Raw genomic sequence first — 24945 nt, 5'->3', positions numbered from 1 at the left:
GGTCAGCCCGGGTGGTCGGTTTGGAGTTTGGGGAGCAACTCGCGGGCGTCGTCCTCGGTGATCTCGATCCCCAGTTGCTCGCGCAGCCCCTCGGCCAGTTCCGCGGCCGTGGTCGCCGCCAGGTCCTCGGCGCGGACGCGGGCGTCGGCCGTGGTGCGCTGGGCCAGCACGTGGTGGCGGAACGGCGAGCGGGGGCTGTTGGCGACGTAGAAGTTGGCCACCTCGAAGTCGCTCGGATAGTGCGGTTCGTCCGGGCGGAACGCGTACAGCTCGGTCGGGCCCGCGTGCAGCACCCAGAAGTCGCCGTCCCGGCCCAGGCGCCACTCCCACGGGCCGGACCTGGCGGTCGCCCCGTCCTCGAAGGCGATCGGCCCCACCAGCCCGTCCCCGCCGAAGCCCACGTCGGCCAGCCACGTGCGGCCGTCCGCCTCGACGGTGAGCGTGGCGTGCGAGCGCGGCAGGTGGTCGCGGCCCAGCCGGATCCTGGCCAGGTGCCGGGTCAGGGCGAAGCCGAGGCGTTCGAGCGCGGCGGCGAACAGCAGGTTCTGCTCGTGGCAGTAGCCGCCGCGCCCGCCTGTGACCAGTTTGTCCTGGAGGCTGCCCAGGTCGAGGACGATGCCGCGGCCGAGGACCACGTCGAGGTTCTCGAAGGGGATGGAGCGCACGTGCGCCAGGTGCAGCGCGCGTAGCGTCTCATATGTCGGCGCGAGCGGGCCGTCGTGTCCGATCCTGGCCAGGTACGCCTCGAGATCGAGCTTGTCGATGTCCCATGTCATGGGATCGACGATCGCGTACGCGACGGCCCGCGCGCATCACGTGTTCACGGGATTCGCCGACAGGACGAGCCTGACGGCGAAGTTGTGGTACCCGGCGCGTTCGAACGCCCTGGCCATCGGCACGTTGCCGGAGTCCGTGTCCGCCAGGATCCGCTGGACCCCGCGCTCGGCGTGGACGCGCGTGATCTCGCCGAGCAGGTCGTCCACGTACCCGTGGCCCCGGTGCTCGGGCACCACGCCGAGATAGCCGACCACGGGCCCGCCGTCGTTGGCCGACGGCAGGGCGACCCCGACGAGGTCCCCGCTCTTGTCGTACGCGAGCCGCCACCACGACCGGTCGCCGGGCATGGACCGGCAGTCGCGGACGTCATCGCGGGCCTGTTCGAGGGGGTCCGTGGTGAGCAGGGCCTGCCGGGTGTGGAAGTCGAGCGTCCCGGCGGACACCCGGCGGAACGCCTCCACGAACGCCTCGTCGTCGTCCTCGCCGCGGAACACGAGCCGGTCGGAGGGCTCCGGGACGGGCCCGGCCGTCCACTCGTACCGGAGCCGTTCCAGCTCCTCGGTCAGCCCGGCGCGGCCGGCCGCCTCCCAGCGCCAGGCGACGGCCGCCGCGGTCTCCGGGTGGTCGCGCCAGCTGTTGCCGACGAACACGTGGTACTCGATCGCCCGCCCGTACGCGTCGTGCGCGCGGCGCAGCAGCTCGCCGGCCAGGCCGACGCGATCGTCCACCGAGGGATGGACGTACACGCAGTCGAGCGCGAGGGGTCTGTCGCCGCTGGGGAAGCTCCACCAGACGGCGCGGGCCAGGATCTCGCCGTCGTCGGCGACGGCGAGCCAGATGCGGTCGAACCGGTAGTTGCCGCTCTCCAGGAACGAGAGCAGGCGATCGGGATGCGCCCAGCTGATGGACTCGTCGACGACGCAGCCGAGCAAGCGGTCTAGATCATCCTCGACCGCGGGACGGAAAAGCACATTTCCTCCGAGAAGTAGAAGCGGGCGCGGTGAGCGCCCGAAGCAGTGCCGAACATCTCAGCGCCTCCTTTCTTCCGACTTTTCGGTGTCAGAGGGCACTGTAGCGGAAATATCGCGACAGGATGGGCTCGTGAGGTCCTACGACGACGACACCCTGCCCCTGCAGCCCCCGATCCGGCTGCCCGAGGAGGCCACGCTCGCGGCGGCCGTACGCGCCGCTCCCCTGGCCGAGGAGCTGAAGCCGGAGGGCTCCGACGCGGAGGTGCTGGCCTTCTGGGCGGACCACTCCCGCGAACGGCTGGCCGCCGACGAGGAGCTGCTGCTGGAGCTCATCAGGATGTTCCTGTCGCGCGAGCCGCACCCGGGAGAGGTTCCCGGGGAGCTGACCGGCCTGGGGCTGGTACGCCAGGCGGAGCCGTACACGCTGAGCTGGCTCGGCCTGTGGGCGGCGCGGCTGATCATCGCGGAGACGACCGGGCAGGAGGTCCCGGTCATGGGGTCGCTCGCGGACGCCGACGCCGCGGCGCTGCTGCACGGCCTGCGCTCCTACCCCGAGACGGAACGCGGCGAGGAGCTGGCCGGGTGGCTCAAGGACCGCGACCCGGACGCGGCCGCGGCCGAGATCGCCTCGGTGCTGGCCACCGTGAGCCCGCTCAGCCGGGCGGTCGGCGTCGAGGTGCTGTCGTCGGCCGTCGGCGAGGAGGGGAAGCGGGCGCTGGCCGGGCTGCTGGAGGAGCCCGGGCTCGGGGCGGTGATCGCCACCAGGACCGAGCGCGAGGACCGCCCGACCGCCCCGGAGGAGATCGCCTGGGTGTTCGTGGACATGGCGGCGGCGCTGCTGGAGTTCGGGGGCGAGGCGGGCGAGGTGATCGAGTCGATCGCCATGGGGATGGACGCGGAGGAGCAGGCGGGGACGATCGCGATCCTGGCGTTCGGGGATCACCCGTGGACGGGGCAGGTGCTCCGGGTGCTCATCGAGCACCACCCCGACGAGCGCGTCGCCGCCGCGGCCCGCAAGGCCCTGCGACGGCTGCACGGGCTCGCGGACATGCGCGGCTGACCCTTGCCCAGGCGCCGGGTGTCCCCCGCGGGAGCGGCCAGGGGATGCGCGGCACCGAGGCGGGCGGCGGTAGAGTCGGCCCGGTGACGACGCATGCGATCTCCCCGCAGACCGGCATCCTGGGTGACGCGTTCGCCTGCGAGTGCGGCGCCGTGCTCGCCGGGCGGATGACGGCCGAGCTGCACGCCGCCGAGAACGGCCTGTGCTCGGTCTGCCTCGGGTCCGGCCAGGAGGAGATGGCGCCCGGCCTGACGCACGCCTGCACGGCGTGCGCGGCCACCGGGGGCCGCAAGGAGCAGGTCATCTGGCAGCTCGCCTACGCCGAGGCCGAGCACCTCATCACGATCGCCGTCGTACGCGGGATCGTGGCGAGCTTCGAAGGGCCGTTCCACCTGTCGGAGGCCGCCGACGCGGTGCGGGCCGGGATGGGCCTGCCCGCCGGGCGGCTGCCGGTCGGGCCGCGGGTGCGCGACCTGCTGCTGGAGATGCAGGCCGCGGGCGAGATCACCATGCTGTCGGCGCCGGACGAGATGATCGGCTCGGACATGGTCCTCTACCGCGACCCCCAGTGGCAACGCGCCCGCACGCTGGGCCTGTGACCCCGGCCACCACCGTGTGACCCGCCGCCTGGCGCGCGCCCCGCGGGGCACGTCGTCAGGCACACTCCCGCCGCGCGCCCCCTGCGGGGCGCATGGTCAGGCGCGGCAGATGATCTCCCCGTGGGCGATGGACAACCAGCCGTCCTCCGCCTCGGCCCACTTCAGCCACCCCTCCGAGATCCGCCGCAACCCGGCCTCCGTGGCGGCCCCCGTCGACAATGCCTGCTGGGCCATCGCCGAGCGCAGGACGCGTTCCGCCCACATCCCGCCCCACCAGGCCCGGTCCTCGGGCGTGGCGAAGCACCAGGTCGAGGAGGTGGCGGTCACGTCGGTGAAGCCCGCCGCCCGGGCCCACGACAGCAGCCGCCGCCCCGCGTCCGGCTCGCCGCCGTTCGCCCGCGCGACCTTCTGGTACAGCGCCATCCACTCGTCCAGCTCCGGCAGCAGCGGATACCACGCGAACGCCGCGTAGTCGCTGTCGCGCGCCGCCACGTACCCGGTCGGCTTGGTCACCCTGCGCATCTCCCGCAGCGCCCGCACCGGGTCGCCGACGTGCTGCAGCACCTGGTGCGCGTGGACCACGCAGAACGTGTCGTCGGGGAAGTCCAGGGCGTGCGCGTCCGCGACGGCGAAGTCGACGTTGTCCAGCCCCCGGCCGGTGATCTCGGCCCTGGCCAGGCCGAGCGCCTCCTCGGTCACCTCCGACGCCGTCAGGTGGCCGACCAGGCCCGCCAGGTCGGCGGCGATCGTGCCGGGGCCGCTGCCCACGTCCAGCACCTTCATGTGCGGCTTGAGGTGCGGCAGCAGGTACGCGGCCGAGTTCGCGGCGGTGCGCCAGCGGTGCGAGCGCAGCACGGACTCGTGGTGGCCATGCGTGTAAACGGCGTTCATCGGCAAACTCCTTCGTTTCCGCTCCGACATCGATCACTCTAGCTTGAGTCTCATCATCCAAGAAGAAACGTCTCGAATATCGAGACAGAAAGAGCCCGTAAACTGCATGGCGGAACGTTCGCGAACTTTCGGAGAGAGGCGTTGGTCGTGGGAGAGGTCCGGCCGATCGTGCACGTCGGAGACCCGGTGCTGCATCACCCGTGCGAGCCGGTCACCCGGTTCGACGACGCGCTCGCGGCGCTGGTGGAGGACATGTTCGCGAGCATGTACGCGGCGGAGGGCGTGGGCCTGGCCGCCAACCAGATCGGCGTGGCCCTGCGCGTGTTCGTCTACGACTGCCCGGATGCCGACGGGGAGCACCACAAGGGCGTCGTCGTCAACCCCACGCTGGAGCTCCCCGCAGTCGGCGAGCGCCACCTCGACGCGGACGACGAGGGCTGCCTGTCCGTGCCCGGCCAGTACGCGCCGCTGCCCCGCCCCGACCACGCCGCCGTGCACGGGTTCGACGCCGCCAGGGAGCCCGTCACGGTCGAGGGTACGGGGCTGCTGGCCCGCTGCCTCCAGCACGAGACCGACCACCTCGACGGCTACCTCTACATCGACCGCCTCCCGGCCAAGCGCCGCAAGCAGGTGCTGGCCGCCTACCAGGAGGCCCATTCCACTATCGCGGACAAATCACCGCTATAGTGGAGGAATGGAAGGTGAAGGGGTCCTGTCGAGCGGCCTGTCGATGGCCGAGCTCGGGCTGCGGATCCGCACGGAGCGGCGGGCGCGCGGGCTGACCGTCGAGCGGCTGGCCACGCTGAGCGGCATCAGCCGGAGCATGGTCTCGGAGGTCGAGCGGGGCGGCAAGACGCCGACGGTGCTGGTGCTCGACCGGCTGGCCACGGCGCTCGGCACGTCGATCTCCCGGCTGCTCGACGAGCCGGCGCACTCGGCGATGCGCGTGCTCCGCCACGGCGAGCAGCGGGTCCTGCGCGACCCGTCCGGCTGGGAGCGCCGGGTGCTGTCGCCGGTGCTGGGGGACGTGGAGTTCGAGTTCATGCGCACGACCCTCGGGCCGGGCGTGGACGCGGGCGAGTTCGCGCCGCACGCGCCGGGGTCGCGGGAATACCTCGCGGTCGAGCGCGGCAGCCTGCGGCTGACGATCAACGGCAGGCCGTACGAGCTGGCGACCGGCGACTCGGCCTACTACCCCGGCGACTGCCGCCACGCCTTCACCAACGACGGCGCCGCCGACTGTGTCTACTACCTGGCCATGGAGCTGGGCGGCGCCGGACAGCACGAACCCTGGAAGGAGCCGTCCGATGGCTGATCTCCTCCCCACCGACGCGGCCGCTGCTGCGGCGATCGCGGCCGAGCACCTGGCGGGCCTCGGCGAGCGGCCCGTGTGGCGGCCCGTCCCGGAGGCCGAACGGGCCTGGCTGAGCGGTCAGGAGCTGCCCGAGCGCGGGCGGGCCCTCGACGAGCTGCTCGACGACGTCCGTACGCACGTGCTGCCGTACCCGATGGGCAACGGCCACCCCCGCTTCTTCGGCTGGGTGAACTCCCCGCCCAACCCCGCGGGCGTGCTCGTCGAGCCGCTGGCCGCCGCGCTCAACCCGAGCTGCGCCGGCGGCGACCACGCGGGCCCGCACCTGGAACGCGCGGTGGTGCGATGGCTGGCCGAGCTGGTCGGCTTCCCGCACCCGCCCGGCGGCGGGCTGCTGACCAGCGGCGCCTCCATGGCCACCGTGATCTGCCTGGCCACCGCCCGCCAGCGGGCCGCGCTCGCCGACGGCTGGGACGCCCGCGAGGAGGGCCTGTACGGGCGGCCGCCCATGGTCATGTACGTCACCGAGGAGGGCCACAGCTGCCTGCACAAGGCCGCCCAGCTCCTCGGCCTCGGATCGCGCCAGGTGCGCATGGTCCCGATGGACGGCGCGTACCGGATGGACGTGGGCGCGCTCCGCACCATGATCGAGGAGGACCTGCGCAGGGGCCTGCGGCCGTTCTGCGTGGCGGGCAGCGCGGGCACCGTCAACTCCGGCGCGGTCGACCCGCTCGACGAGATCGCCGACGTGGCCGCCGAGCACGGGCTCTGGTTCCACGTGGACGGCGCGTACGGCGCGCTCGGCGTCCTGGCCGACGGCGCCGCGCCGCACTTCGCGGGCCTGGACCGGGCCGACTCGCTGGCCCTCGACCCGCACAAGTGGCTCGGCGTCCCGGTGGGCTGCGGCTGCGCCCTGCTGCGCGACCCGGCGGCGGCGCGGGCGGCGTTCAGCCTGGTGCCGTCGTACCTGATCGACGACAACGCGGGCGATCTGGGGTGGTTCTCCGAGTACGGGCCCGAGCAGACCCGCCCGTTCCGCGCGCTGAAGACCTGGGCCACGCTGTCGCACCTGGGCCGCTCCGGCGTCGAGGACCTGGTGAACCACACGACCGGGCTGGCCCGCACGCTCGCCGCCATGGTCGAGGAGGCCGGCGACTTCGAGCTGCTGGCGCCCGTCACCACCTCGATCACCGCCTTCCGTCACCGGCCCGGCCCCGATGACCTGGACGCGCTCAACCGGGCGATCCCGGGCGCGGTGCAGGCGCGCGGGAACGCGTTCATCACCGGCACCCGGCTGGGCGGCCGCGACGCGCTGCGCGCCTGCTTCCTGCATCCCGGCACCACCGAGCGGGATCTGGCCGTGCTGCTGGAGGAGATCCGCCTGGCGGCCAAGGCGCTGTAGCCCCTGCCCGGCCAAGACGCTCCAGCCGGACGCAGAGACCCGGCAAAGGCCGGTGAGCCGCGCTTCCGCCCGGGTAGGGGTCGGGCTGGTAGGCGATCAGGCAGGAGGATTCCCATGGCGGACACCGTGGCAGAGGTCATGACGTCCCACCCGGCTGCGGTCGAGGCCGACCAGCCGGTGTCCGTCGCGGCCGCGCTGATGCGCGACCGCGACACGGGCGCCGTGATCGTCAACGAGAACGGGCGGATCCAGGGCATCATCACCGACCGCGACATCGCCGTGCGCGTCGTCGCCGCCGAGAAGTCCTCCCAGACGCCGGTACGCGAGGCGTGCAGCCCGTACGTCGAGGCCATCGACCCCGACACGACCATCGACCAGGCGGTGCGGATCATGCGCACGCACGCCGTCCGCCGCCTGCCGGTGCTCGAGGACGGCCGCGCGGTCGGCATCGTGAGCCTCGGCGACCTGGCCCTGGAGCGCGACCCGCACTCGGCGCTCGCCGACATTTCGGCCGCGGAGGGCAACCAGTAACGTTTGCCGGGTGTTCACAGTCGACGATGTACGGCAGTTCGCCCGCACGCTCCCCCGCTCGTCGGAGCACCTCATCCGGGACCGGGTCAAGTTCCGCGTGGGCAAGATCGTCTACGTGGCGTTCTCGCGCGACGAGACGCTGATGGGCTTCGGGTTCCCGAAGGAGGAGCGCGCGGCGCTGGTGGCGGCCGAGCCGGACAAGTTCCTCATGCCGGGAGAGTCCGACCTGCGCTTCAACTGGGTGGTGGCGCGTGTGGACGCCCTCGACCCGGACGAGATGCGGGAGCTGGTCCTGGAGGCGTGGCGGATGTGCGTGCCGAAGAAGGTGCGCCTGGAGCAGCAGGCCCAGGCCCGGTAGGGGCCGCCCCGAGGCCGTACACCCCGCGCTCTTGCGCGTATGAGACCTCGGACTTGCCCGCCGCGCCCCCGCCCGCCAGCATGACGATCATGACTGACATGGACTGGGCGGGCTGGCATGACGCGTACGACGTGCCGGGCTCGCCGCTGGAACGGCGGCTTCAGGTCGTGCGGAAGTGGATCGGGACCGCGCTCGACGCGGGGGCCGAGCGGGTGGTGAGCCTGTGCTCAGGCCAGGGGCGCGACCTGCTGCCGGTGCTCGCCGCGCACCCCGGGCGCGACCGGGTGCGGGCCCGGCTCGTGGAGCTCGACGAGCGCAATGTGGCCGCCGCCAGGCGGGCCGCCCCGCCGGGGGTCGAGGTGGTGCGCGGGGACGCGGCGCTGCTCGGCGCGTACGCCGGCGCGGTGCCCGCGGACCTGGTGCTGGCCTGCGGCGTGTTCGGGAACGTGAGCGACGACGACGTGCGGCGCACGGTCGGCCTGCTGCCGCAGCTGTGCGCCCCCGAGGCCACCGTGATCTGGACCAGGCACCGGCACGAGCCCGACCTGTTTCCGCGGATCTGCGAGTGGTTCGAGGAGAGCGGGTTCGAGCGGGTGCGGGTGGAGAGCGACGGGTACGGCGTCGGCGAGCACCGTTACACCGGGCCGCCCGTCGCGCTCGAACCGGACGCGCGCATGTTCACGTTCGTGTCGCCACACTGAGGCTCTCAGAGCCGCTGCCGCAGCCAGTTCAGCGACGCCGTGCCGAGCGCGGTGGCCATGTCGATCAGGTGGCGATCGTCGCCCGGCCCGGCGTTCGCCGCCAGCCGCAGCAGGAAGCCGGAGTGCGCGGCGAGGAAGGCGTCGATCGGCTCCGGGCCGAGGTCCCGGGTCAGGGGATGCTCCTGGGCGAGCGGCTGCGGGTCCACCCCGCTCAGCGAGGCGCTCGACAGCAGGGTGAGCACGTCGCAGTGCGCGGCCCCGACCCACGCGTGGGGCCAGTCGACGACGAGAACGCGATCCGGGGTGAGCATGACGTTGAACGGGTAGAGGTCCCCGTGCAGCAGCGTCTCGCCCGCCAGAGACGGGGCGGCCGCCTCCTCCAGCGCGACCAGCTCGTCGAGATGATCACCCGCCCACGGCGACACCGAGGCGAGCCGCCCGGCGCCGCCCTCGTCCGCCAGCGCGAGCCACCCGCCGAGCCGCGGCGGGGCCAGGCCGGCGGGGTCGATCGGCGACGGGGTCAGCACGCGCGCCAGCCCGGTCGCGGCCGCGAGCACCCGGTCGAGCTCGTCCCGCCGCCACGGCTGGGCCGGCAGCCGGCCCTCGACGTCCTCGAACACCAGGGCCACCCACGTGCCGTCGTCGTAGGCGTCGAGCAGCCGCGGCGCCGGGACGTCGCCGGGGAGCCGCCGGGAGACCTCGATCTCCCGGCGGTGGAACCGCGCCACCCCGGGCGCCACGCGTGAGCTCACCGCCTTGACGAACACGCGTCCGCCGCCGGCCAGGCGCAGCCGGGCGGCCACGCCCTCGGAGAAGCCGCCCGGCTGGCCGGCCGCGCCGACCACCTCGCTCCCGAGCAGCTTCTCGATCGCCGCCCGCACCTCGGCGGGCACCTCGGCCCAGTCGATGCGCCGGCCTCCGGTCGCGTGCGGCAGGCCCTTCATCAGGGGAGGCTGCGGTAGAGGTCGCCCGTCAGCTTGGTGACGCGGGCGACCGAGGAGGCCCACGTGCCGCCCGCCGGGTGCGCCGTCAGCAGCGCCATGACGTACCGCTCCTTCTTGCCCACCAGCCCGGTCGTGTGCAGCACCGGGCGGCCGTAGTCGGGCACGCCCGAGCCGGTGGCGCGCTGGGCGATCCACGAGATGGGCGCCCCGACCGCCCTGGCGCCCGAGCACCGCGTGGGCGGCGTGTTGCCGAACCCCGACCAGCCCTGCTTGACCGCCCACGGCCGCGGCACCGCGTCGGGGATGCCGAACGTCTGGTCGAAGCCGTCGGTCCCGCACGGCGTGGACTGCCGCAGGTGCCCCAGGATCGTGTCGCGGACCCGGGGCTCGGCCCTGTCGAGCAGGTAGCGGTAGGTGCGCACGATGTCGTACGCGCTCAGCGAGGTGTAGCCCCAGAAGCCTGGCTTGGAGGCGGGCGGCGGCGCGGTGTCGGCCAGGCCGAGCTTGCGCGCCATCCGCACGATGATCTGCCCCTTGCCGTCGCGGTCCCAGAACGCCGAGGCCGCGTCGTCGTCGCTGGAGCGCAGCATGACCTTCAGCAGCCTGGCGTCGGCGGCGGGCACGCTCTTGCGCCGCTCCAGGTAGTCGATCGCGATGAGGATCTTGACGACCGAGGCCGAGCGGAACTTGCGGTGCGCGTTGCGCGCGGTCACGAACTTGCCCGCCTGCCGGTCGAACACCACCCACGACGCCGTGGTGCCCGCGGGCACCCGCGGAGCGGCCTGAGCGGGCGTGGCCAGCCCGACGACAAGGGGTACGGCCGTCACCACGGCGGCCAAGGGCTTCCTTCGCATTCGCCTATACCTACCAAGCCTTGACCCAGCCAACAAAGCGGGTATAAACAAAGATGAAACCAACCCGAAACGGCGGTGAATCAACATCATGTACGCCGAGGAGCGGCAGCAGGAGATCCTGCGCAGGGCCCGCGCCGCGGGCCGCGTCGACGTGGTGACGCTGGCCGCCGAGCTCGACGTGACCACCGAGACGATCCGCCGCGACCTGACGTCGCTGGAGCGCGCGGGCGTGCTGCGCCGGGTGCACGGGGGCGCGATCCCCGTCGAGCGCCTGGGGTTCGAGCCCGCGCTGGCCACCCGCGACGAGGTGATGACGGCCGAGAAGGAGCGCATCGCCAAGGCCGCGCTGGCCGAGCTGCCCGAGGACGGTTCCGTGATCATCGACGCGGGCACCACCACGGGCCGGCTGGTCCAGGTGCTGCCCGCCGACCGCGAGCTCACCGTCGTGGTGAACTCGCCGCCGCTGGCCACCGCCCTGGCCGCCCGCGCCAACCTGCACGTGATCATGCTGGGCGGCCGGGTGCGCGGCAAGACGCTCGCCACGGTCGACGACTGGGCGCTGCGCCCGCTGGCCGACCTCAACGTGGACGTGGCCTTCATGGCGGCCAACGGCTGCTCGCCCGCCAGGGGCCTGACCACGCCCGACCCGGCGGAGGCGGCGATCAAGCGGGCCATGGTCAAGGCCGCGCAGCGCAGCGTGCTGCTGGCCGATCACACGAAGTTCACGAACACGTACCTGGCCAGGTTCGCCGGGCTCGACGAGATCGACGTGCTGATCACCGACACCGGGCTGGACGTCGCGCTCGCCGCCGACCTGGCGGCGGCGGGCCCGGAGGTGATCAGGGCATGATCCTCACCCTGACGCTGAACCCCAGCCTCGACCGCACCATCGAGATCGCCGCGCTCGACCGGGGCGCCGTCATCCGCGCCGCCGCCGCCCACCTCGACCCGGGCGGCAAGGGCGTGAACGTCTCGCGCGCCCTGCTGGCCAACGCCGTGGCGAGCCGGGCGGTGGTGCCGTTCGGCGGCGACGAGGGCAGGCAGCTCGTACGGCTCCTCGCGGCCGAGGGGCTCGACATGGTCACCGTCCCGGTGGCCGGCCCGACCAGGTCGAACGTCACGCTGGCCGAGCCCGACGGCACCATCACCAAGATCAACGAGCCGGGCACGGCGCTGTCGGCCGAGGAGCTCGATACGATCGCCGACGCCGTGCTCGACGCCGCCCACGAGGCGGACTGGGTGGTCGCCTCGGGCAGCCTGCCGCCCGAGGTCCCGGCCGACGTCTACGCCCGGCTGTGCCGCAGGTTCGCCGGGGCGGGCATCCACATGGCGGTCGACACCAGCGGCCCCGCGCTGGCCAGCGCGCTCGGCGCCGCCCCCGCCCTGGTCAAGCCGAACCTGGAGGAGCTGTCGGCCGCCACCGGCATGCCCATCCGCTGCCTGCGCGACGTGGTCGAGGCCGCGGGCAAGCTGCGCGCCGCCGGCGCCCGCAGCGTGCTGGCCAGCCTGGGCGCCGACGGCGCGCTCCTCGTCGAGGAGCAGGGCATCTGGTACGGCGAGGCCGCCGTCACCGAGCCGCGCAGCTCCGTCGGCGCCGGCGACGCCATGCTGGCCGGTTTCCTCGCCGGCGGCGGGCACGGCCCGGACGCGCTGGCGCGGGCGCTGGCCTGGGGCGCCGCGGCGGTCCGGCTGCCCGGCAGCCGCATGCCCGGCCCCGCCGACATCGACCTCATCACCGTCGCCGTCCACCCGCCCGACCCGTCCCGCCCCCTCACCACTCCCCTTGTCCCGCACAGCGGCTGATCAACTGCTCATCCCCCCGAAGGAGCAAGTCCATGGCCGACAGTTACACTCCCCCGGTCACCGGAACCGGCGCCAAGGCCACCATCCAGCGCATCGGCGGCCATCTGGCCGGCATGATCATGCCGAACATCGGCGCGTTCATCGCCTGGGGCCTGATCACCGCGCTGTTCATCCCGACCGGCTGGCTGCCCAACGAGACGCTCGCGAAGATGGTCGGCCCGATCATCTCGACCCTGCTGCCCATCCTCATCGCCTACACCGGCGGCCGGATGGTGCACGGGCAGCGCGGCGCGGTCGTGGGCGCGGTGGCGGTGATGGGCGTCGTGGTGGGCACGGACTCTCCGATGTTCCTGGGCGCCATGATCATCGGCCCGCTCACCGCCTTGATCCTGAAATATGTGGACAAGTTCACGGAGCAGCGGACCAAGGCCGGCTTCGAGATGCTCGTGGACAACTTCTCCGCCGGCATCGTGGGCGGCGCGATGGCCGTCGTCGGGATGTTCGGCATCGGCCCGATCGTCCAGACGGTCACCACCGCCGCGGGCAACGCCGTCAGCTGGCTCATCGGCCACAACCTGCTCCCCGTCGCCTCCGTGCTGATCGAGCCGGCCAAGGTCCTGTTCCTGAACAACGCCATCAACCACGGCGTGCTCGGCCCGCTCGGCGTCGCCCAGGCTGCGGAGACGGGCAAGTCGATCCTGTTCATGCTGGAGTCGAACCCGGGGCCCGGCCTCGGGCTGCTGCTGGCGTACCTGCTGTTCGGCCCGCGCGAGCTGCGCCCGAGCACGCCCGCCGCCATGATCATCCACTTCTTCGGCGGCATCCACGAGATCTACTTCCCGTACGTGCTCATGAAGCCCCGCCTCATCCTCGCGGTCATCGCGGGCGGCGCGGCCGGCGTGTTCACGTTCATGGTCACCGGGGCGGGCCTGGTCGCCACGCCGTCGCCCGGCAGCATCTTCGCCTACATCGCGGTCACCCCGAAGGGCGGCTGGCTCGGCTCCAGCCTGGGGATCCTCGTGGCCGCGGGCGTGTCGTTCGCCGTCGCCGCGCTCCTGCTCGGGTTCGGCCGGGGCGAGAAGAAGGACGAGCCCGAGGGCTCGCAGGAAACCGTCACAGAACCCGCCGCCGAACCCGCCAACAAGGAGGCCTGAGCCATGGCCGGCATCGACAGCAAGGACATCCACAAGATCATCGTGGCCTGCGACGCGGGGATGGGCAGCAGCGTGATGCTCGCCTCCACGCTGCGCAAGCAGCTCAAGGACACCGGCGTCACCGTCGAGCACACCCCGGTCAACTCGATCCCCGACGACGCCGACGTGGTCCTGTGCCACGCCGGGCTGGCCGCCCGCGCCAGGGCCGCCGCCCCCGGGAAGGTCCTGGTGCCGTTCCAGATCTTCCTCGGCGACCCGGCGGTGACCAGGCTGGTGAACACCATCAAGAACGGCGGCACGGTCGATGCGTGACGGCCTGCTCGACCCGCGGGCCGTGCTGCTGCACGAGAGCGCCCCCGACCGCGCCGCGGCCATCCGCCGGTGCGGGCAGGCGCTGGTCGACGTGGGCGCGGTCGCGGAGCCGTACATCGAGGCGATGCTCGAACGGGAGCGGACGATCTCCACGTACGTCGGCGAGGGCGTGGCCATCCCCCACGGGACGAACGCCTCCAAGGAGGACGTCCGGCGCGACGCCATCTGCGTGGTGCGCTTCCCCGGCGGCATCGACTGGGACGGCGAGCAGGTCACGCTCTGCGTCGGCATCGCGGCCAAGGACGACGGGCACGTGCCGCTGCTGGCGGCGCTGGCCGAGATCCTGCTCGACCCCGACCGCGCCAGGACGCTGCGCGAGGCCACCGAAATCTCACAAGTCATGAAGGAGCTCACAGCGTGAAAGTCGCCAGATTCCACGCTCCCGGCGACATCAGGATCGAGGACGCGCCCGAGCCCGTCGCCGGGCCCGGCGAGCTGAAGATCCGCGTACGGAACTGCTCGACGTGCGGAACGGACGCCAAGATCCTCAAGTTCGGGCACCACCACATCAGGCCGCCGCGGGTGATGGGCCACGAGATCGCCGGCGAGGTCGTGGACACGGGCGAACGCGTGCAGGTGATCGCCGCGATCCCGTGCGGCACGTGCCCGGAGTGCCTGCGCGGCCGCCTGACCGTCTGCCCGAACCAGGAGTCGATGGGCTACCACTACGACGGCGGCTTCGCCGAGTACATGGTGATCCCGGCCAAGGTGCTGGCCGTGAACGGCGTCAACGCCATCCCGCCCGGCGTCGGCTTCGCCGAGGCGTCGGTGGCCGAGCCGCTCGCCTGCGTGCTCAACGGCCAGTCGCTGGCGCGCGTGGGGGCCGGGGACGACGTGGTGGTGATGGGCGCGGGCCCGATCGGCTGCCTGCACGTACGCCTCGCGCGGGCGCGCGGCGCGGCCCGGGTCTTCCTCGTGGACGTCAACCCGCAGCGCCTGGCGATGGCCGCCGAGCTGGTACGCCCGGACGCGGCGATCGACGCGGACCCCGTCGAGCAGGTGTTCAAGCTGACCGGCGGGCGGGGCGCCGACGTGGTGATCACGGCGGCGGCCTCGGGGGCGGCGCAGGAGCAGGCGGTGCGGATGGCGGCCCGGCAGGGGCGCATCAGCTTCTTCGGCGGCCTGCCCAAGGACGACCCGCTCGTCACCCTGGACTCCAACCTCGTGCACTACCGCGAGCTGACCATCGTCGGCGCGAACGGCTCCAGCCCCGCCCACAACGCGGAGGCTCTGCGCCTCGTAGCCTCGGGGGACGTGGTGGTGTCCGACCTCATCACCCACCGGCTGCCGCTGCCCCGGGTGCTCGACGGGATCGACCTCGTCAGCCGTGGCGCGGCCATCAAGGTCACAATTGAGCCCTAGGAGGTTCGGCATGGCACAGCGAACGGTCGTCGTGGCCTCTGCCAGCGGCCTGCACGCCCGGCCCGCCAAGCTGTTCGTGCAGGCGGCGGCGCGGCTGGGGGTGCCGGTGACGGTGCGGCTCGGGGCGAAGGCGGTGCCGGCGAAGAGCATGCTCGGCGTGCTGTCGCTGGGGGCCGTGCACGGCACGGAGGTGACGCTGGAGGCGGACGGGCCCGGGGCGGAGGAGGCGCTGGACTCGCTGGTGGCGCTGCTCTCGCGCGACCTGGACGCGGAAGAGGCCCTCGATGCCTGACCGGCTGGCCGGTCTCGGGGTCAGCCAGGGGCGCGCGGCGGGGCCGACGGTGCGGATGGCCGCCCCTCCGACGCTGCCCCCGCCGCGCCCGGTCGCCGACCCCGCCGCCGAGGCGTCCGCCGTGGCCGGGGCCCTGGCGGCGGTCGCCGCCGACCTCACCCGGCGCGCAGCCGGCGCCTCCGGGGAGGCGGCGGACATCCTCGAGGCGCTGGCCATGATCGCCGACGACCCGATGTTGCTGGAGGACGCCGAAGGCCGCGCCCGGGAGGGCATGGACGCCGCCCACGCCCTGGACGCGGCCTTCGCGCAGCACCGGGACGCGCTGGCCGCGCTCGGCGGATACCTGGCCGAGCGGGCCGCCGACCTCGACGACCTCAAGCACCGGGCCGTGGCGTTCGCGCTGGGCCTGCCCATGCCGGGGCTCCCCTCCCCCGGCCACCCGTACGTGCTGGTGGCCGAGGACCTCTCCCCCGCCGACACTGCGGGCCTGGGCCCGGACGTGCTGGCGCTGGTGACCGAGCGGGGCGGGCCGACGAGCCACACCGCGATCCTGGCCCGCGGCAGGGGCCTGCCCGCCGTGGTGGCCTGCGCGGGGATCATGGACGTCCCGGACGGCACCGTGGTCGGCGTCGACGGCGCCACCGGAGAGCTGGCCGTCGGCCTCACCGAGGAGGCGGCGGCGGAGGTCAGGGAGGCCGACCGCGCGGAGCGGGCCAGGCTGGCGGCCGGCAGGGGCCCGGGCCGCACGGCGGACGGCCACCCGGTGAAGCTGCTGCTCAACATCGGCTCGGCCGCGGACCTGCGCCCCGGCGCGGAGGGGGTCGGGCTGTTCAGGACGGAGTTCCTGTTCCTGGACCGCGCGACGGCGCCGTCGTTCGAGGAGCAGGTGGCCGCGTACGCCGAGGTGTTCGCCCAGGCGGAGAACGTGATCGTGCGGACGCTCGACGCGGGCACCGACAAGCCGCTGCCCTTCCTCGGCCTGCCCGGCGAGCCGAACCCGGCGCTCGGCGTGCGCGGCCTGCGCGTGGACCGGCTGCTGCCGGACGTCCTGGACACCCAGCTCGACGCCATCGCCGAGGCGGCCCGAAAGACGGGCGCCGAGGCGTGGGTGATGGCGCCCATGGTCACCACGGCGGCGGAGGCCGGGGAGTTCGCGCGGCGCGCCCGCGCCAGGGGCGTCGCCAGGGTGGGCGCGATGATCGAGGTCCCGGCGGCGGCGCTGCGGGCCGGGCGGCTGCTGCGGGAGGTGGACTTCCTCAGCATCGGCACCAACGACCTGGCCCAGTACACCTTCGCCGCCGACCGCCAGCACCCCGCCCTCGCAGACCTGCTCGACCCGCGCCAGCCCGCGCTGCTGGAGCTGATCGCCATGTGCGCCGAGGCGGGGCAGGAGGCGGGCAAGCCGGTCGGGGTGTGCGGTGAGGCGGCCGGCGACCCGGTGCTCGCGCCGCTGCTGGTGGGGCTCGGCGTGACGAGCCTGTCCATGGCCCCGGTGTGCGTGCCGTCCGTACGCGAGGCTCTGGCGGCCCTCACGCTGGCCGAATGCCGCGAACGCGCCATGACGGCCCTCGCCTGACCGGCCCCGGCTCGACCACCCGCAGCGGTCAGGTGGTGGGCTGGGGGGCGGTGGCGCGGAACGTGAGGTGGTCGCCCTCGACGTCCACCATCACCTTGCCCCCCTCCTCCACCTCGCCGGTCAGCAGCATCGTGGCCAGCCGGTTGTCCACCTCCCGCTGCACCGTGCGGCGCAGCGGCCGGGCGCCGAACTCGGGCTGGTAGCCCCGCTCCGCCAGCCAGTCCTTGGCCGCGTCCGTGACCTCCATCGCGACGTCCTGCCCGCGCAGGCGCTGCCGGGTGCGCTGCAGCATCAGCTCCACGATCTGGCGCAGCTGCTCCTTCTCCAGCCGCTTGAAGATGATCGTCTCGTCGATGCGGTTGAGCAGCTCCGGCCGGAGCGAGTGCCGCAGCAGGTCCATGAGCCGGTCTTCGAGGTCCTTGACGTCGCCTTGCGAGTCCAGGATGAGCTGGGCGCCGATGTTGCTGGTCATGATGACGATCGTGTTGGTGAAGTCCACCGTGCGGCCCTGGCCGTCGGTGAGGCGGCCGTCGTCGAGCATCTGCAGCAGGATGTTCATGACGTCCGGGTGGGCCTTCTCGACCTCGTCCAGCAGGATGACGCCGTGCGGGCGGCGGCGGACGGCCTCGGTGAGCTGGCCGGCCTCCTCGTACCCGACGTATCCGGGCGGCGCGCCGATGAGGCGCGAGACCGTGTGGCGCTCCTGGAACTCGCTCATGTCGATGCGGACCATGTGGTCCTCGCCGCCGAACAGCGCCGCGGCCAGCGCCCTGGCCAGCTCCGTCTTGCCGACGCCCGTCGGGCCGAGGAACAGGAAGCTGCCGATCGGGCGGTTCGGGTCCTTCAGGCCCGCCCGCGCCCGGCGTACGGCCTCCGCGATGGCGGTGACGGCCTCGTCCTGGCCGATCACGCGCTCGTGCAGGTGCTCCTCCAGCCGCATGAGGCGTTCGCGCTCCTGCTGGGTGAGCTGCGTGACCGGGATGCCGGTGCGGCGGGAGACGATCTCGGCGATGTCCTCGACCACGACCACGGGCACGCTGTCGGTGCCGTGCCGGGCGCGTTCGACCTCCGGCCTGATCTTGTCGATCTGCGTGGAGAGGTCCTTGGCGCGGTCGAAGTCCTCGGCGGAGACGGCCTGGTCCTTGTCGCGGCGCAGCGCGTCGAGCCGCTCCTCCAGCTCCCGTACGTCGGCGCCGGGCGTGCGCGAGCGCAGCCGCACCCGGGCGGAGGCCTGGTCCATGAGGTCGATGGCCTTGTCGGGCAGGAACCGGTCGGAGATGTAGCGCGCGGACAGGTTCGCGGCCGCGTCCAGGGCCTCGTCGGTGATGCGGACCTGGTGGTGGGCCTCGTACGCGTCCCGCAGCCCGGCCAGGATCTCGACCGTCTCCTCCACGGACGGCTCGGAGACCAGGATGGGCTGGAAGCGGCGTTCGAGCGCGGCGTCCTTCTCGATGTTCTTGCGGTACTCGTCGATGGTGGTGGCGGCGATGACGTGCAGTTCGCCGCGGGACAGGGCGGGCTTGAGGATGTTGGCCGCGTCCATGGCGCCCTCGGCGGCGCCCGCGCCGACCAGGTTGTGCACCTCGTCGATGAAGACGATGGTCTCGTCGGAGTGCGCGCGCACCTCGTCGATGACCTTCTTGATGCGCTCCTCGAACTCGCCGCGGTACTTCGTCCCGGCCACCATGCCGGTCAGGTCGAGGCCGACGACGCGCCGGTCCTTGAGCGTGTCCGGGACGCTGTTGTTCACGATGCGCTGGGCGATGCCCTCGACGATCGCGGTCTTGCCGACGCCCGGCTCGCCGATCAGGCACGGGTTGTTCTTGGTGCGGCGCGACAGCACCTCGATGGCCTGCTCGATCTCCTCCTCGCGGCCGACGACCGGGTCGAGCTTGCCCTGCCTGGCCTCCTCGGTGATGTCCCTGCCGTACTGGTCGAGCGTCGGCGTGCCGCTCTGACGGCTCATCTCGCCGTCGCCCCGGCGCGGGACGGCCGACATGGCCTCCTGCAGCTCGTTCGCGGAGACCCCCTGGTCCTGGAGGATGCGGGCGGCGCCGGAGTCGGGGCGCGCGGCGAGCGCGAGCAGCAGGTGCTCGGGCCCGATGTACGACGACCGCAGGGCGTGCGAGATCCGCTGGGCGTCGAGGATGGTCCGCTTGGCGGCCGGTGAGAGCGTGGTGGGCGGCTCGCCGGCCTCGCCCGGCCCGGCCACCTCGTCGATGCGGTCGCGCATCCGGCCCACGTCCACGCCGGCCGTGCGCAGCAGGTTGCGGATGCCGTCGTCGTCCGTCAGGGCGTCGAGGATGTCGAGTACGTCCAGGTCGGGGGCGCCGCGCTGACCGGCGGCGTCCACGGCCCGCGCCAGGACCTCCCGCGCCGAGGCGGACAGCAGCCTGCCCACGTCCACCCGCTGCACGCTGGGCCGGGTCGGCGGCCACGACTCCATGCCGCCGAATACCCGGCCCGTGAGCTCTTCGAACCCTCTGAACGGGTCCCCGCCGAAAAACGACATCGCATGTCCCCCCTCAACTCGGGGAACACCTACCGCCCAAACTGAAAGTCACACCCGGCGCCAGGCAAAGCCTGGGGTCCGCTCAGGGGCGCCGGCGCAGGCTCGCGTCGCCCAGCTCCGGCGGCTGCCAGCCCCGGTCGGCGGGGTTGAGCGTGACGCCGGGCGCGACGATCTCGTCGATCCGGTCGAGCACGTCGTCCGTCAGGCGGACCTCGGTGGCCGTGAGCTGGCCCTCCAGGTGTTCCAGGGTGCGCGGGCCGATGATGGCCGAGGTCACCGCCGGGTGCCTGATCGTGAAGGCCAGCGCCAGCTCGATCAGCGTGACGCCCGCCTCCTCGGCCAGCACGGCGAGCTGCTCGACCGCGTCCAGCTTGCGCTGGTTGACCTCCTTCGTCAGGTCGTACCGGTCGGGCAGGCGCTCCGCCCTGCGCGTCTGCGGCTGGCCCTGCCCCTTGCGGTAGCGGCCGCTCAGCCAGCCGCCGGCCAGCGGGCTCCACACGATGACGCCCATGCCGTACTTCTCGGTCACGGGCAGCACGTCGGCCTCGATGCCGCGGGCGAGCAGCGAGTACGGCGGCTGCTCGCACACGAACCGTTCGAGCGAGCGCCGCTCCGACGCCCACTGCGCCTCGACGATCTGGTGCGCGGGGAAGGTGGAGCTGCCGATGTAGCGGACCTTGCCCTGCCGTACGAGGTCCGTGAGCGCGCCGAGGGTCTCCTCGACGTCGGTGGCGGGGTCGGGACGGTGGATCTGGTAGAGGTCGATCCAGTCGGTGCCGAGGCGGCGCAGGCTGTTCTCGACCTCCTGGATGATCCAGCGGCGCGAGTTGCCCCGCTGGTTGGGGCCCTCGCCCATGACGCCGTGGACCTTGGTGGCCAGCACCACGTCGTCGCGTTTGCCCGACTTGGCGAGCGCCTGGCCGACGAACTCCTCCGACTGGCCCTGCGAGTAGACGTCGGCGGTGTCGATGAAGTTGATCCCCGCGTCGAGCGCCCGGTCGATGATCTTGGCGGACTCGCCGGGGTCGGACTCACCCCATCCCCCGAACATCATCGCCCCCAGGCAGAGCGGGCTGACCTTGAGTCCAGTACGTCCAAGTACGCGATATTCAGTCACGGAAATCACTCTGTCCCAACGAGGAGGTTGACGGGCGTGTCACCGGAGACGAGTCCCGGGGTCCGGCGGAGCGCATCGGGTCGCGGAGCACGATCTCGGCCCCGGCGGCCTTTCCCGAGGCCACCCGCGATGATGATCGGCATATTCCCTCATGGTGTCATGGACCCATGAGCGAGTTTCCGGAGACCCCGACGCCCGCGTTCCTCTTCGACCTGGACGGCACCCTGATCGACAGCGTCTACCAGCACGTGATCGCGTGGCGGCAGGCACTGTCAAGTATGGGGATCGACCTGTCGGTGTGGCGGATCCACCGCCGCATCGGCATGAGCGGCGGGCTCTTCGTCAGCGCGCTGCTGCGCGAGACCGGGCTGAAGCTGACGCCGGAGCAGATCGACCGGTTGCAGACCACGCACATGGAGGCGTACGAGCAGCAGGTCCACTCCGTGCGGCCGCTGCCGGGCGCGGCGGAGCTGCTGTCGGAGCTGTCCTCGCGCGGCGTGCCGTGGGCGATCGCCACCAGCGGGTACGCCCGCACGGCGCGGCTCGCGCTGGGCATGCTGGGCCTGCCGGAGGACACCCCGATGATCACGCGTGACATGGTGCGCAGGGCGAAGCCGGACCCCGACCTGTTCCTGGCAGGTGCGGCGCTGGTCCGGGTGGATCCGGCGCATGCCATGGTGGTGGGCGACAGCGTGTGGGACCTGCTCGCCGCCCGCCGGGCCGGCGCGCTGGGCATCGGGCTGCAGTCCGGCGGGTACGGCAGGGACGAGCTCGAACGCGCCGGCGCCTTCAGGGTCTACACCGATCCGGCTGAGATGCTGGACAGGCTCGACGAGCTCGGCGTACGGCAGTCCGACTGATGTTGGAATATCCCTCGGAACCACCGAGCTGGATCATGCGTATCCCCCACAAAGGAGCTTGAGATGGACTTGGCAGACATCGGCGTCACCGGCCTGGCCACCATGGGGCGCAACCTGGCCCGGAACCTGGCCAGGCACGGATACGCGGTAGCGGTGCACAACCGCACATATGGGCGTACCCAGCAGTTGGTCAAGGAGTTCGGCGGGGAGGGCACGTTCGTCCCGTCCGAGGACCTGGCCGCCTTCGTGGCCTCGCTGAAGCGGCCACGGCGGGCGATCATCATGGTGAAGGCGGGGGCGGGCACCGACGCGGTGATCGACCAGCTCGCCGACCTGATGGAGCCGGGCGACATGATCGTCGACGGCGGCAACGCCCACTTCGACGACACCCGGCGGCGCGAGGCGGCGCTGCGCGAGCGCGGCCTGCACTTCGTCGGCACCGGCATCTCGGGCGGCGAGGAAGGCGCGCTGCTCGGGCCCAGCATCATGCCCGGCGGCTCGAAGGAGTCGTGGGAGGCGCTCGGTCCGATCCTGCAGGACATCTCGGCCAAGGTGAACGGGGTGCCGTGCTGCGTCCACGTCGGCCCCGACGGTGCCGGACATTTCGTGAAAATGGTTCACAACGGCATCGAGTACTCGGACATGCAGCTCATCGCCGAGTCGTACGACCTGCTGCGCCAGGCCCTGGGCGCGACCCCGGCCGAGCTGGCCTCGGTGTTCCGCGAGTGGAACAAGGGTGAGCTGGACTCGTACCTGATCGAGATCACCGCCGAGGTGCTCGACCAGGTGGACGCCGAGACGGGCAAGCCGTTCGTGGACGTCGTGGTGGACCAGGCCGAGCAGAAGGGCACCGGCCGGTGGACCGTGCAGAGCGCGCTCGACCTGGGCGTGCCGGTCACGGGCATCGCCGAGGCGACCTTCGCCCGCGCCCTGTCCGGCCACCCGGAGCAGCGCGCCGCCGCCGCGTCCCTGCAGGGGCCCAGCCTGTCCGGGGTCGGGGGGCGCGAGCTCGTGGAGGACGTGCGACAGGCCCTGTACGCGTCCAAGATCGTCGCGTACGCGCAGGGCTTCGACCAGATGGCCGCCGCCTCGCGTGAGTACGGCTGGGACCTCGAACTGGGGGCCATGGCCACGATCTGGCGCGGCGGGTGCATCATCCGGGCCAAGTTCCTGGACCGGATCCGGGCCGCGTACGACGCCAACCCGGCGCTGCCGACGCTGCTGGCCGACCCGACGTTCGCGGCCGCCCTGGACGCGGCGCAGGAGGCGTGGCGGCGCGTGGTGACGACGGCGGTGCAGATCGGCGTGCCCACGCCCGGCTTCTCCTCGGCGCTGGCCTACTACGACGGCCTGCGCCGCGACCGCCTGCCTGCCGCGCTGATCCAGGGGCTGCGCGACTACTTCGGCGCGCACACCTACCTCCGGGTGGACAAGGAGGGCTCCTTCCACACGGACTGGTCCGGCGACCGCGCCGAGCACCCGGCCTGACCCGCGTCCCGGCCGCCGCCGTACGGCTGACGGAGCACCCGCTCCGTCCCGCCGGGCGGCGGCGCCGGACGGGCGGCGGACGGCTGGGCGGGCTGTGGTGCAAGGATGTTCAAGACCGCGCCGCCCCGTCGCCGCCAGGCTGGGCGCATGACAACGACACTCACCTCCATCGTCTTCGACTGCGCCGACCCCGCCGCCCTGGCCTCCTTCTACGCCCAGGCCACCGGCTGGCGGATCGCCCCGGGCGACGCCGACTTCGTCAGCCTCGAAGGCGGCCCGGTCTCGGTCGGCTTCCAGCGGGTCGACGGCTACCAGGGCCCCGGCTGGCCGAACGGCGGGAAGCACGCGCACCTCGACTTCACGGTCCCCGACGTCGAGGTCGCCAAGAAGGAACTGGCCGAGCTCGGCGCCACCGTGCCCGGGTTCCAGCCGGGCGGCGCCGACTGGACCGTGCTCGTCGACCCCGAGGGCCACCCCTTCTGCATCATGGGCGGCTAGTTCGCCGGGGCCGCCGCCCCTGAGGCGGCGGCCCTAGAAGCGGTAGTGCTGGACGGTGGTGCCCTTGCGCGAGAGGGCGGTGCTCCAGGCGGTCAGGAAGCTCGCCAGGCGGGTCGTCCACGGATAGCCGGCGACCTCGGGCTCGCGGCCCAGGAAGATCTCGCGTACCAGCTTCATCCGGGGTTCCAGGCGCTCGACGTCCTTCGGGGTGTCGAAGCCGGGGGACCTCAGGTAGGGGGCGACGGACTGGGTGCCGGGGTACTTCCTGGCCGCCCACATGTGGAAGCGGGTGTAGCCGTTGAAGCAGATCTCCCCCGTGGGGAAGTGGCGGATGAGGCGGTCGAGGAGGGTGGCCAGCTCCTCCCGGGACAGGAACCCGATCAGGCCGTCGGCGACGATCACGGCCGGGCGGTCGCCGGGGACCTCGTCGAGCCAGCGGGGGTCGTTGAGGTCCGCGCCGACGGTGTGGGCGTGGGGGCGCTCGGGGAGCAGCAGCCGCCTGGCCGCGGTCACACCGGGCAGGTCGACGTCGTACCACTCGACGGTGGCGGGCGGGTCGACGCGGTAGACGCGGGTGTCGAGCCCGGCGCCCAGGTCGAGCCCGACCGCGCCGGGATGTCCGGCCACGAACCGCCGCACGATGTCGTCCATGATCAGCGAGCGGTGCGCGATGCCCACGACGGGGCTGGCGGAGAGCTTGAACTGCCCGGCGTCGTAGTCGAGCCGCCTGACGAGGTCGTAGGCCGTCTTGTCGCGCAGGATCGGGTGCCTGGCCTGGTAGTCGAGCGCCTTGCCGGCCAGGGTGAGCCAGAGCGTGTTCTCCAGCGGCGTGAGGTCGGGGAGGGTGGTGGCCATCGTGTCAGTCCTCTTCCTGGGGTGAGTCGTCCAGCGCGGCCCTGGCCGCCTTCAGCGCGGCGTCGTCGGTGAACAGCCCGTGGGTGTAGAGCTCCAGCGCGGGCAGCGCGAGCCGGCGCAGCACGTCGGGGCCGAACCGCTCGTGGCCCAGCGCCCGTGCCAGGGCGGGCGGCATGGTCAGGGTGGCCATGCTGTTGAGCACGTTCAGCACCGCCAGCGCCCGTACGTCCGAGGACGGGTGCATCGAGCCGTCGGCGATCCCGGCCCGCAGGATCTCCTCGGACTCCGCCACCAGCGTGTCGACGAAGGTGGCCGCGGCGGGCGTGTCCTCCTCGATCGCGCGCAGCATGTACCGCACCTGGAGGCGGTACTCCTCCGGGTTGGACAGGTATTCGCGGAAGAGGTCCCGCATGCCGCTCGGGCTGGCGTCGCCGGCCCGCCGGACCAGGATGCCGAGGACGTGGTCGTCGCAGGCGCTCCGGAGCTTGTCCTTGCTGCCGAAGTGGTGGATGACCAGGGCGGCGCTCACCCCGGCGGTCGCCGCGACGGCGCGCAGGTTGGTCTTCTGGAAACCGTCCCGGGCGAAGTGCGCGATGGCCGCGTTGCGGATCTTGGCCAGGGCGGTCAGGTCCGACGATGCTGAACACATGTTTAGG

At 72.8% G+C, this 24945-nt stretch carries 28 protein-coding genes; 19 read left to right on the top strand and 9 right to left on the bottom strand.

The annotated features are described in order from the left end of the window. Positions 1-2 precede the first annotated feature (2 nt). A complete protein-coding gene (locus ABZS69_RS60735; protein WP_355392120.1) occupies positions 3-776 on the bottom strand; it encodes an arylamine N-acetyltransferase in 774 nt (257 codons plus the stop codon). Between the two features lie 36 nt (positions 777-812). Beyond that, positions 813-1748, bottom strand: a complete 936-nt coding sequence (locus ABZS69_RS60730) for a GNAT family N-acetyltransferase (protein ID WP_355392117.1) — start codon at positions 1746-1748, stop codon at positions 813-815. A gap of 130 nt (positions 1749-1878) precedes the next feature. Between ABZS69_RS60730 and ABZS69_RS60725 the strand changes: the two genes are divergently transcribed. Together ABZS69_RS60725 and ABZS69_RS60720 are read left to right on the top strand one after the other, a co-directional pair. Continuing rightward, positions 1879-2808, top strand: coding sequence for a hypothetical protein (locus ABZS69_RS60725; protein ID WP_355392114.1), 930 nt, complete (start codon positions 1879-1881; stop codon positions 2806-2808). 83 nt (positions 2809-2891) lie between these two features. Next, positions 2892-3407, top strand: coding sequence for a hypothetical protein (locus ABZS69_RS60720; protein ID WP_355392111.1), 516 nt, complete (start codon positions 2892-2894; stop codon positions 3405-3407). Positions 3408-3503: 96 nt separating this feature from the next. Here the strand turns inward: ABZS69_RS60720 and ABZS69_RS60715 are convergent, their stop codons facing one another. After that, on the bottom strand, positions 3504-4298 hold the full coding sequence (locus tag ABZS69_RS60715) for a methyltransferase domain-containing protein (protein WP_355392108.1): 795 nt from the start codon (positions 4296-4298) through the stop codon (positions 3504-3506). A 147-nt stretch (positions 4299-4445) separates the two neighbouring features. Between ABZS69_RS60715 and def the strand changes: the two genes are divergently transcribed. From def to ABZS69_RS60685, 6 genes are all read left to right on the top strand, one after another. Further along, positions 4446-4985 (top strand): peptide deformylase, encoded by a 540-nt coding sequence (gene def, locus ABZS69_RS60710; protein WP_355392105.1) that lies wholly within the window; start codon positions 4446-4448, stop codon positions 4983-4985. Positions 4986-4992: 7 nt separating this feature from the next. Beyond that, positions 4993-5613, top strand: a complete 621-nt coding sequence (locus ABZS69_RS60705) for an XRE family transcriptional regulator (RefSeq protein ID WP_355392102.1) — start codon at positions 4993-4995, stop codon at positions 5611-5613. Continuing rightward, the gene (locus ABZS69_RS60700; protein WP_355392099.1) at positions 5606-7012 is read left to right on the top strand and encodes a pyridoxal-dependent decarboxylase; all 1407 of its coding nucleotides are present in this window, start codon (positions 5606-5608) and stop codon (positions 7010-7012) included. Before ABZS69_RS60705 ends, ABZS69_RS60700 begins: the two co-directional genes overlap by 8 nt. 114 nt (positions 7013-7126) lie before the next feature. Next, complete coding sequence (locus ABZS69_RS60695) at positions 7127-7543, top strand: CBS domain-containing protein (protein WP_355392096.1); 417 nt, start codon at positions 7127-7129, stop codon at positions 7541-7543. Between the two features lie 10 nt (positions 7544-7553). Beyond that, positions 7554-7901, top strand: coding sequence for an MmcQ/YjbR family DNA-binding protein (locus ABZS69_RS60690; RefSeq protein ID WP_355392093.1), 348 nt, complete (start codon positions 7554-7556; stop codon positions 7899-7901). Positions 7902-7990: 89 nt separating this feature from the next. Next, positions 7991-8602, top strand: coding sequence for an SAM-dependent methyltransferase (locus tag ABZS69_RS60685; protein WP_355392090.1), 612 nt, complete (start codon positions 7991-7993; stop codon positions 8600-8602). 5 nt (positions 8603-8607) lie between these two features. Here ABZS69_RS60685 and ABZS69_RS60680 read toward each other — a convergent pair whose 3' ends face one another. After that, positions 8608-9546: an aminoglycoside phosphotransferase family protein gene (locus ABZS69_RS60680; RefSeq protein ID WP_355392087.1), complete on the bottom strand. Its 939-nt coding sequence runs from the start codon at positions 9544-9546 to the stop codon at positions 8608-8610. Continuing rightward, positions 9546-10400 (bottom strand): hypothetical protein, encoded by an 855-nt coding sequence (locus ABZS69_RS60675; protein WP_355392084.1) that lies wholly within the window; start codon positions 10398-10400, stop codon positions 9546-9548. The genes ABZS69_RS60680 and ABZS69_RS60675 overlap by 1 nt, the downstream gene beginning before the upstream one ends. An 88-nt stretch (positions 10401-10488) precedes the next feature. Here ABZS69_RS60675 and ABZS69_RS60670 point away from each other — a divergent pair, with 88 nt between their 5' ends. From ABZS69_RS60670 to ptsP, 8 genes are read left to right on the top strand one after another with little or no spacing between them, the layout of a single operon-like run. Then, entirely contained in the window at positions 10489-11250 is a 762-nt protein-coding gene (locus ABZS69_RS60670; protein WP_355392081.1) for a DeoR/GlpR family DNA-binding transcription regulator, read from the top strand. Continuing rightward, positions 11247-12203: a 1-phosphofructokinase gene (gene pfkB, locus ABZS69_RS60665; RefSeq protein ID WP_355392078.1), complete on the top strand. Its 957-nt coding sequence runs from the start codon at positions 11247-11249 to the stop codon at positions 12201-12203. Before ABZS69_RS60670 ends, pfkB begins: the two co-directional genes overlap by 4 nt. A 32-nt stretch (positions 12204-12235) precedes the next feature. Next, positions 12236-13357, top strand: coding sequence for a PTS mannitol transporter subunit IICB (locus ABZS69_RS60660; protein WP_355392075.1), 1122 nt, complete (start codon positions 12236-12238; stop codon positions 13355-13357). 3 nt (positions 13358-13360) lie between these two features. Continuing rightward, complete coding sequence (locus ABZS69_RS60655; RefSeq protein WP_355392072.1) at positions 13361-13669, top strand: PTS lactose transporter subunit IIB; 309 nt, start codon at positions 13361-13363, stop codon at positions 13667-13669. Beyond that, positions 13662-14090 (top strand): PTS sugar transporter subunit IIA, encoded by a 429-nt coding sequence (locus ABZS69_RS60650; protein ID WP_355392069.1) that lies wholly within the window; start codon positions 13662-13664, stop codon positions 14088-14090. Before ABZS69_RS60655 ends, ABZS69_RS60650 begins: the two co-directional genes overlap by 8 nt. After that, entirely contained in the window at positions 14087-15091 is a 1005-nt protein-coding gene (locus ABZS69_RS60645) for a zinc-dependent dehydrogenase (protein WP_355392066.1), read from the top strand. Before ABZS69_RS60650 ends, ABZS69_RS60645 begins: the two co-directional genes overlap by 4 nt. Positions 15092-15101: 10 nt before the next feature. Beyond that, entirely contained in the window at positions 15102-15383 is a 282-nt protein-coding gene (locus ABZS69_RS60640) for an HPr family phosphocarrier protein (protein ID WP_355392063.1), read from the top strand. Continuing rightward, positions 15376-16959, top strand: coding sequence for a phosphoenolpyruvate--protein phosphotransferase (gene ptsP, locus ABZS69_RS60635; RefSeq protein ID WP_355392060.1), 1584 nt, complete (start codon positions 15376-15378; stop codon positions 16957-16959). Before ABZS69_RS60640 ends, ptsP begins: the two co-directional genes overlap by 8 nt. A gap of 28 nt (positions 16960-16987) precedes the next feature. Here the strand turns inward: ptsP and ABZS69_RS60630 are convergent, their stop codons facing one another. Beyond that, complete coding sequence (locus ABZS69_RS60630) at positions 16988-19471, bottom strand: ATP-dependent Clp protease ATP-binding subunit (RefSeq protein ID WP_355392057.1); 2484 nt, start codon at positions 19469-19471, stop codon at positions 16988-16990. Between the two features lie 82 nt (positions 19472-19553). Continuing rightward, positions 19554-20588, bottom strand: a complete 1035-nt coding sequence (locus ABZS69_RS60625) for an aldo/keto reductase (RefSeq protein WP_355392054.1) — start codon at positions 20586-20588, stop codon at positions 19554-19556. A gap of 167 nt (positions 20589-20755) precedes the next feature. Here ABZS69_RS60625 and ABZS69_RS60620 point away from each other — a divergent pair, with 167 nt between their 5' ends. From ABZS69_RS60620 to ABZS69_RS60610, 3 genes are all read left to right on the top strand, one after another. Beyond that, a complete protein-coding gene (locus tag ABZS69_RS60620; RefSeq protein WP_355392051.1) occupies positions 20756-21448 on the top strand; it encodes an HAD family hydrolase in 693 nt (230 codons plus the stop codon). Positions 21449-21511: 63 nt separating this feature from the next. Beyond that, a complete protein-coding gene (gene gndA / locus ABZS69_RS60615; protein ID WP_355392048.1) occupies positions 21512-22936 on the top strand; it encodes an NADP-dependent phosphogluconate dehydrogenase in 1425 nt (474 codons plus the stop codon). Between the two features lie 147 nt (positions 22937-23083). After that, positions 23084-23434 (top strand): VOC family protein, encoded by a 351-nt coding sequence (locus tag ABZS69_RS60610; protein WP_355392045.1) that lies wholly within the window; start codon positions 23084-23086, stop codon positions 23432-23434. 33 nt (positions 23435-23467) lie between these two features. On the opposite strand, the gene ABZS69_RS60605 is transcribed toward ABZS69_RS60610, so the two are convergent. Next, entirely contained in the window at positions 23468-24289 is an 822-nt protein-coding gene (locus ABZS69_RS60605; RefSeq protein WP_355392042.1) for a class I SAM-dependent methyltransferase, read from the bottom strand. Between the two features lie 4 nt (positions 24290-24293). Further along, a complete protein-coding gene (locus ABZS69_RS60600; RefSeq protein ID WP_355392039.1) occupies positions 24294-24938 on the bottom strand; it encodes a TetR family transcriptional regulator in 645 nt (214 codons plus the stop codon). Between the last annotated feature and the right edge of the window lie 7 nt (positions 24939-24945).

Source organism: Nonomuraea sp. NPDC005650 (assembly GCF_040605375.1).
Taxonomy (GTDB): Bacteria; Actinomycetota; Actinomycetes; order Streptosporangiales; family Streptosporangiaceae; genus Nonomuraea.
This window is presented reverse-complemented; position numbering and strand designations above follow the sequence as displayed.

Bases quoted from the DNA above. Each gene is read 5' to 3' on its own strand.
- ABZS69_RS60735 (WP_355392120.1), bottom strand. From the start codon at position 776: ATGACATGGGACATCGACAAGCTCGATCTCGAGGCGTACCTGGCCAGG.
- ABZS69_RS60715 (WP_355392108.1), bottom strand. From the start codon at position 4,298: ATGAACGCCGTTTACACGCATGGCCACCACGAGTCCGTGCTGCGCTCG.
- ABZS69_RS60705 (WP_355392102.1), top strand. From the start codon at position 4,993: ATGGAAGGTGAAGGGGTCCTGTCGAGCGGCCTGTCGATGGCCGAGCTC.
- ABZS69_RS60700 (WP_355392099.1), top strand. From the start codon at position 5,606: ATGGCTGATCTCCTCCCCACCGACGCGGCCGCTGCTGCGGCGATCGCG.
- ABZS69_RS60695 (WP_355392096.1), top strand. From the start codon at position 7,127: ATGGCGGACACCGTGGCAGAGGTCATGACGTCCCACCCGGCTGCGGTC.
- ABZS69_RS60685 (WP_355392090.1), top strand. From the start codon at position 7,991: ATGACTGACATGGACTGGGCGGGCTGGCATGACGCGTACGACGTGCCG.
- ABZS69_RS60680 (WP_355392087.1), bottom strand. From the start codon at position 9,546: ATGAAGGGCCTGCCGCACGCGACCGGAGGCCGGCGCATCGACTGGGCC.
- ABZS69_RS60675 (WP_355392084.1), bottom strand. From the start codon at position 10,400: ATGCGAAGGAAGCCCTTGGCCGCCGTGGTGACGGCCGTACCCCTTGTC.
- ABZS69_RS60670 (WP_355392081.1), top strand. From the start codon at position 10,489: ATGTACGCCGAGGAGCGGCAGCAGGAGATCCTGCGCAGGGCCCGCGCC.
- pfkB (WP_355392078.1), top strand. From the start codon at position 11,247: ATGATCCTCACCCTGACGCTGAACCCCAGCCTCGACCGCACCATCGAG.
- ABZS69_RS60660 (WP_355392075.1), top strand. From the start codon at position 12,236: ATGGCCGACAGTTACACTCCCCCGGTCACCGGAACCGGCGCCAAGGCC.
- ABZS69_RS60655 (WP_355392072.1), top strand. From the start codon at position 13,361: ATGGCCGGCATCGACAGCAAGGACATCCACAAGATCATCGTGGCCTGC.
- ABZS69_RS60650 (WP_355392069.1), top strand. From the start codon at position 13,662: ATGCGTGACGGCCTGCTCGACCCGCGGGCCGTGCTGCTGCACGAGAGC.
- ABZS69_RS60640 (WP_355392063.1), top strand. From the start codon at position 15,102: ATGGCACAGCGAACGGTCGTCGTGGCCTCTGCCAGCGGCCTGCACGCC.
- ptsP (WP_355392060.1), top strand. From the start codon at position 15,376: ATGCCTGACCGGCTGGCCGGTCTCGGGGTCAGCCAGGGGCGCGCGGCG.
- ABZS69_RS60630 (WP_355392057.1), bottom strand. From the start codon at position 19,471: ATGTCGTTTTTCGGCGGGGACCCGTTCAGAGGGTTCGAAGAGCTCACG.
- ABZS69_RS60620 (WP_355392051.1), top strand. From the start codon at position 20,756: ATGAGCGAGTTTCCGGAGACCCCGACGCCCGCGTTCCTCTTCGACCTG.
- gndA (WP_355392048.1), top strand. From the start codon at position 21,512: ATGGACTTGGCAGACATCGGCGTCACCGGCCTGGCCACCATGGGGCGC.
- ABZS69_RS60610 (WP_355392045.1), top strand. From the start codon at position 23,084: ATGACAACGACACTCACCTCCATCGTCTTCGACTGCGCCGACCCCGCC.
- ABZS69_RS60605 (WP_355392042.1), bottom strand. From the start codon at position 24,289: ATGGCCACCACCCTCCCCGACCTCACGCCGCTGGAGAACACGCTCTGG.
- ABZS69_RS60600 (WP_355392039.1), bottom strand. From the start codon at position 24,938: ATGTGTTCAGCATCGTCGGACCTGACCGCCCTGGCCAAGATCCGCAAC.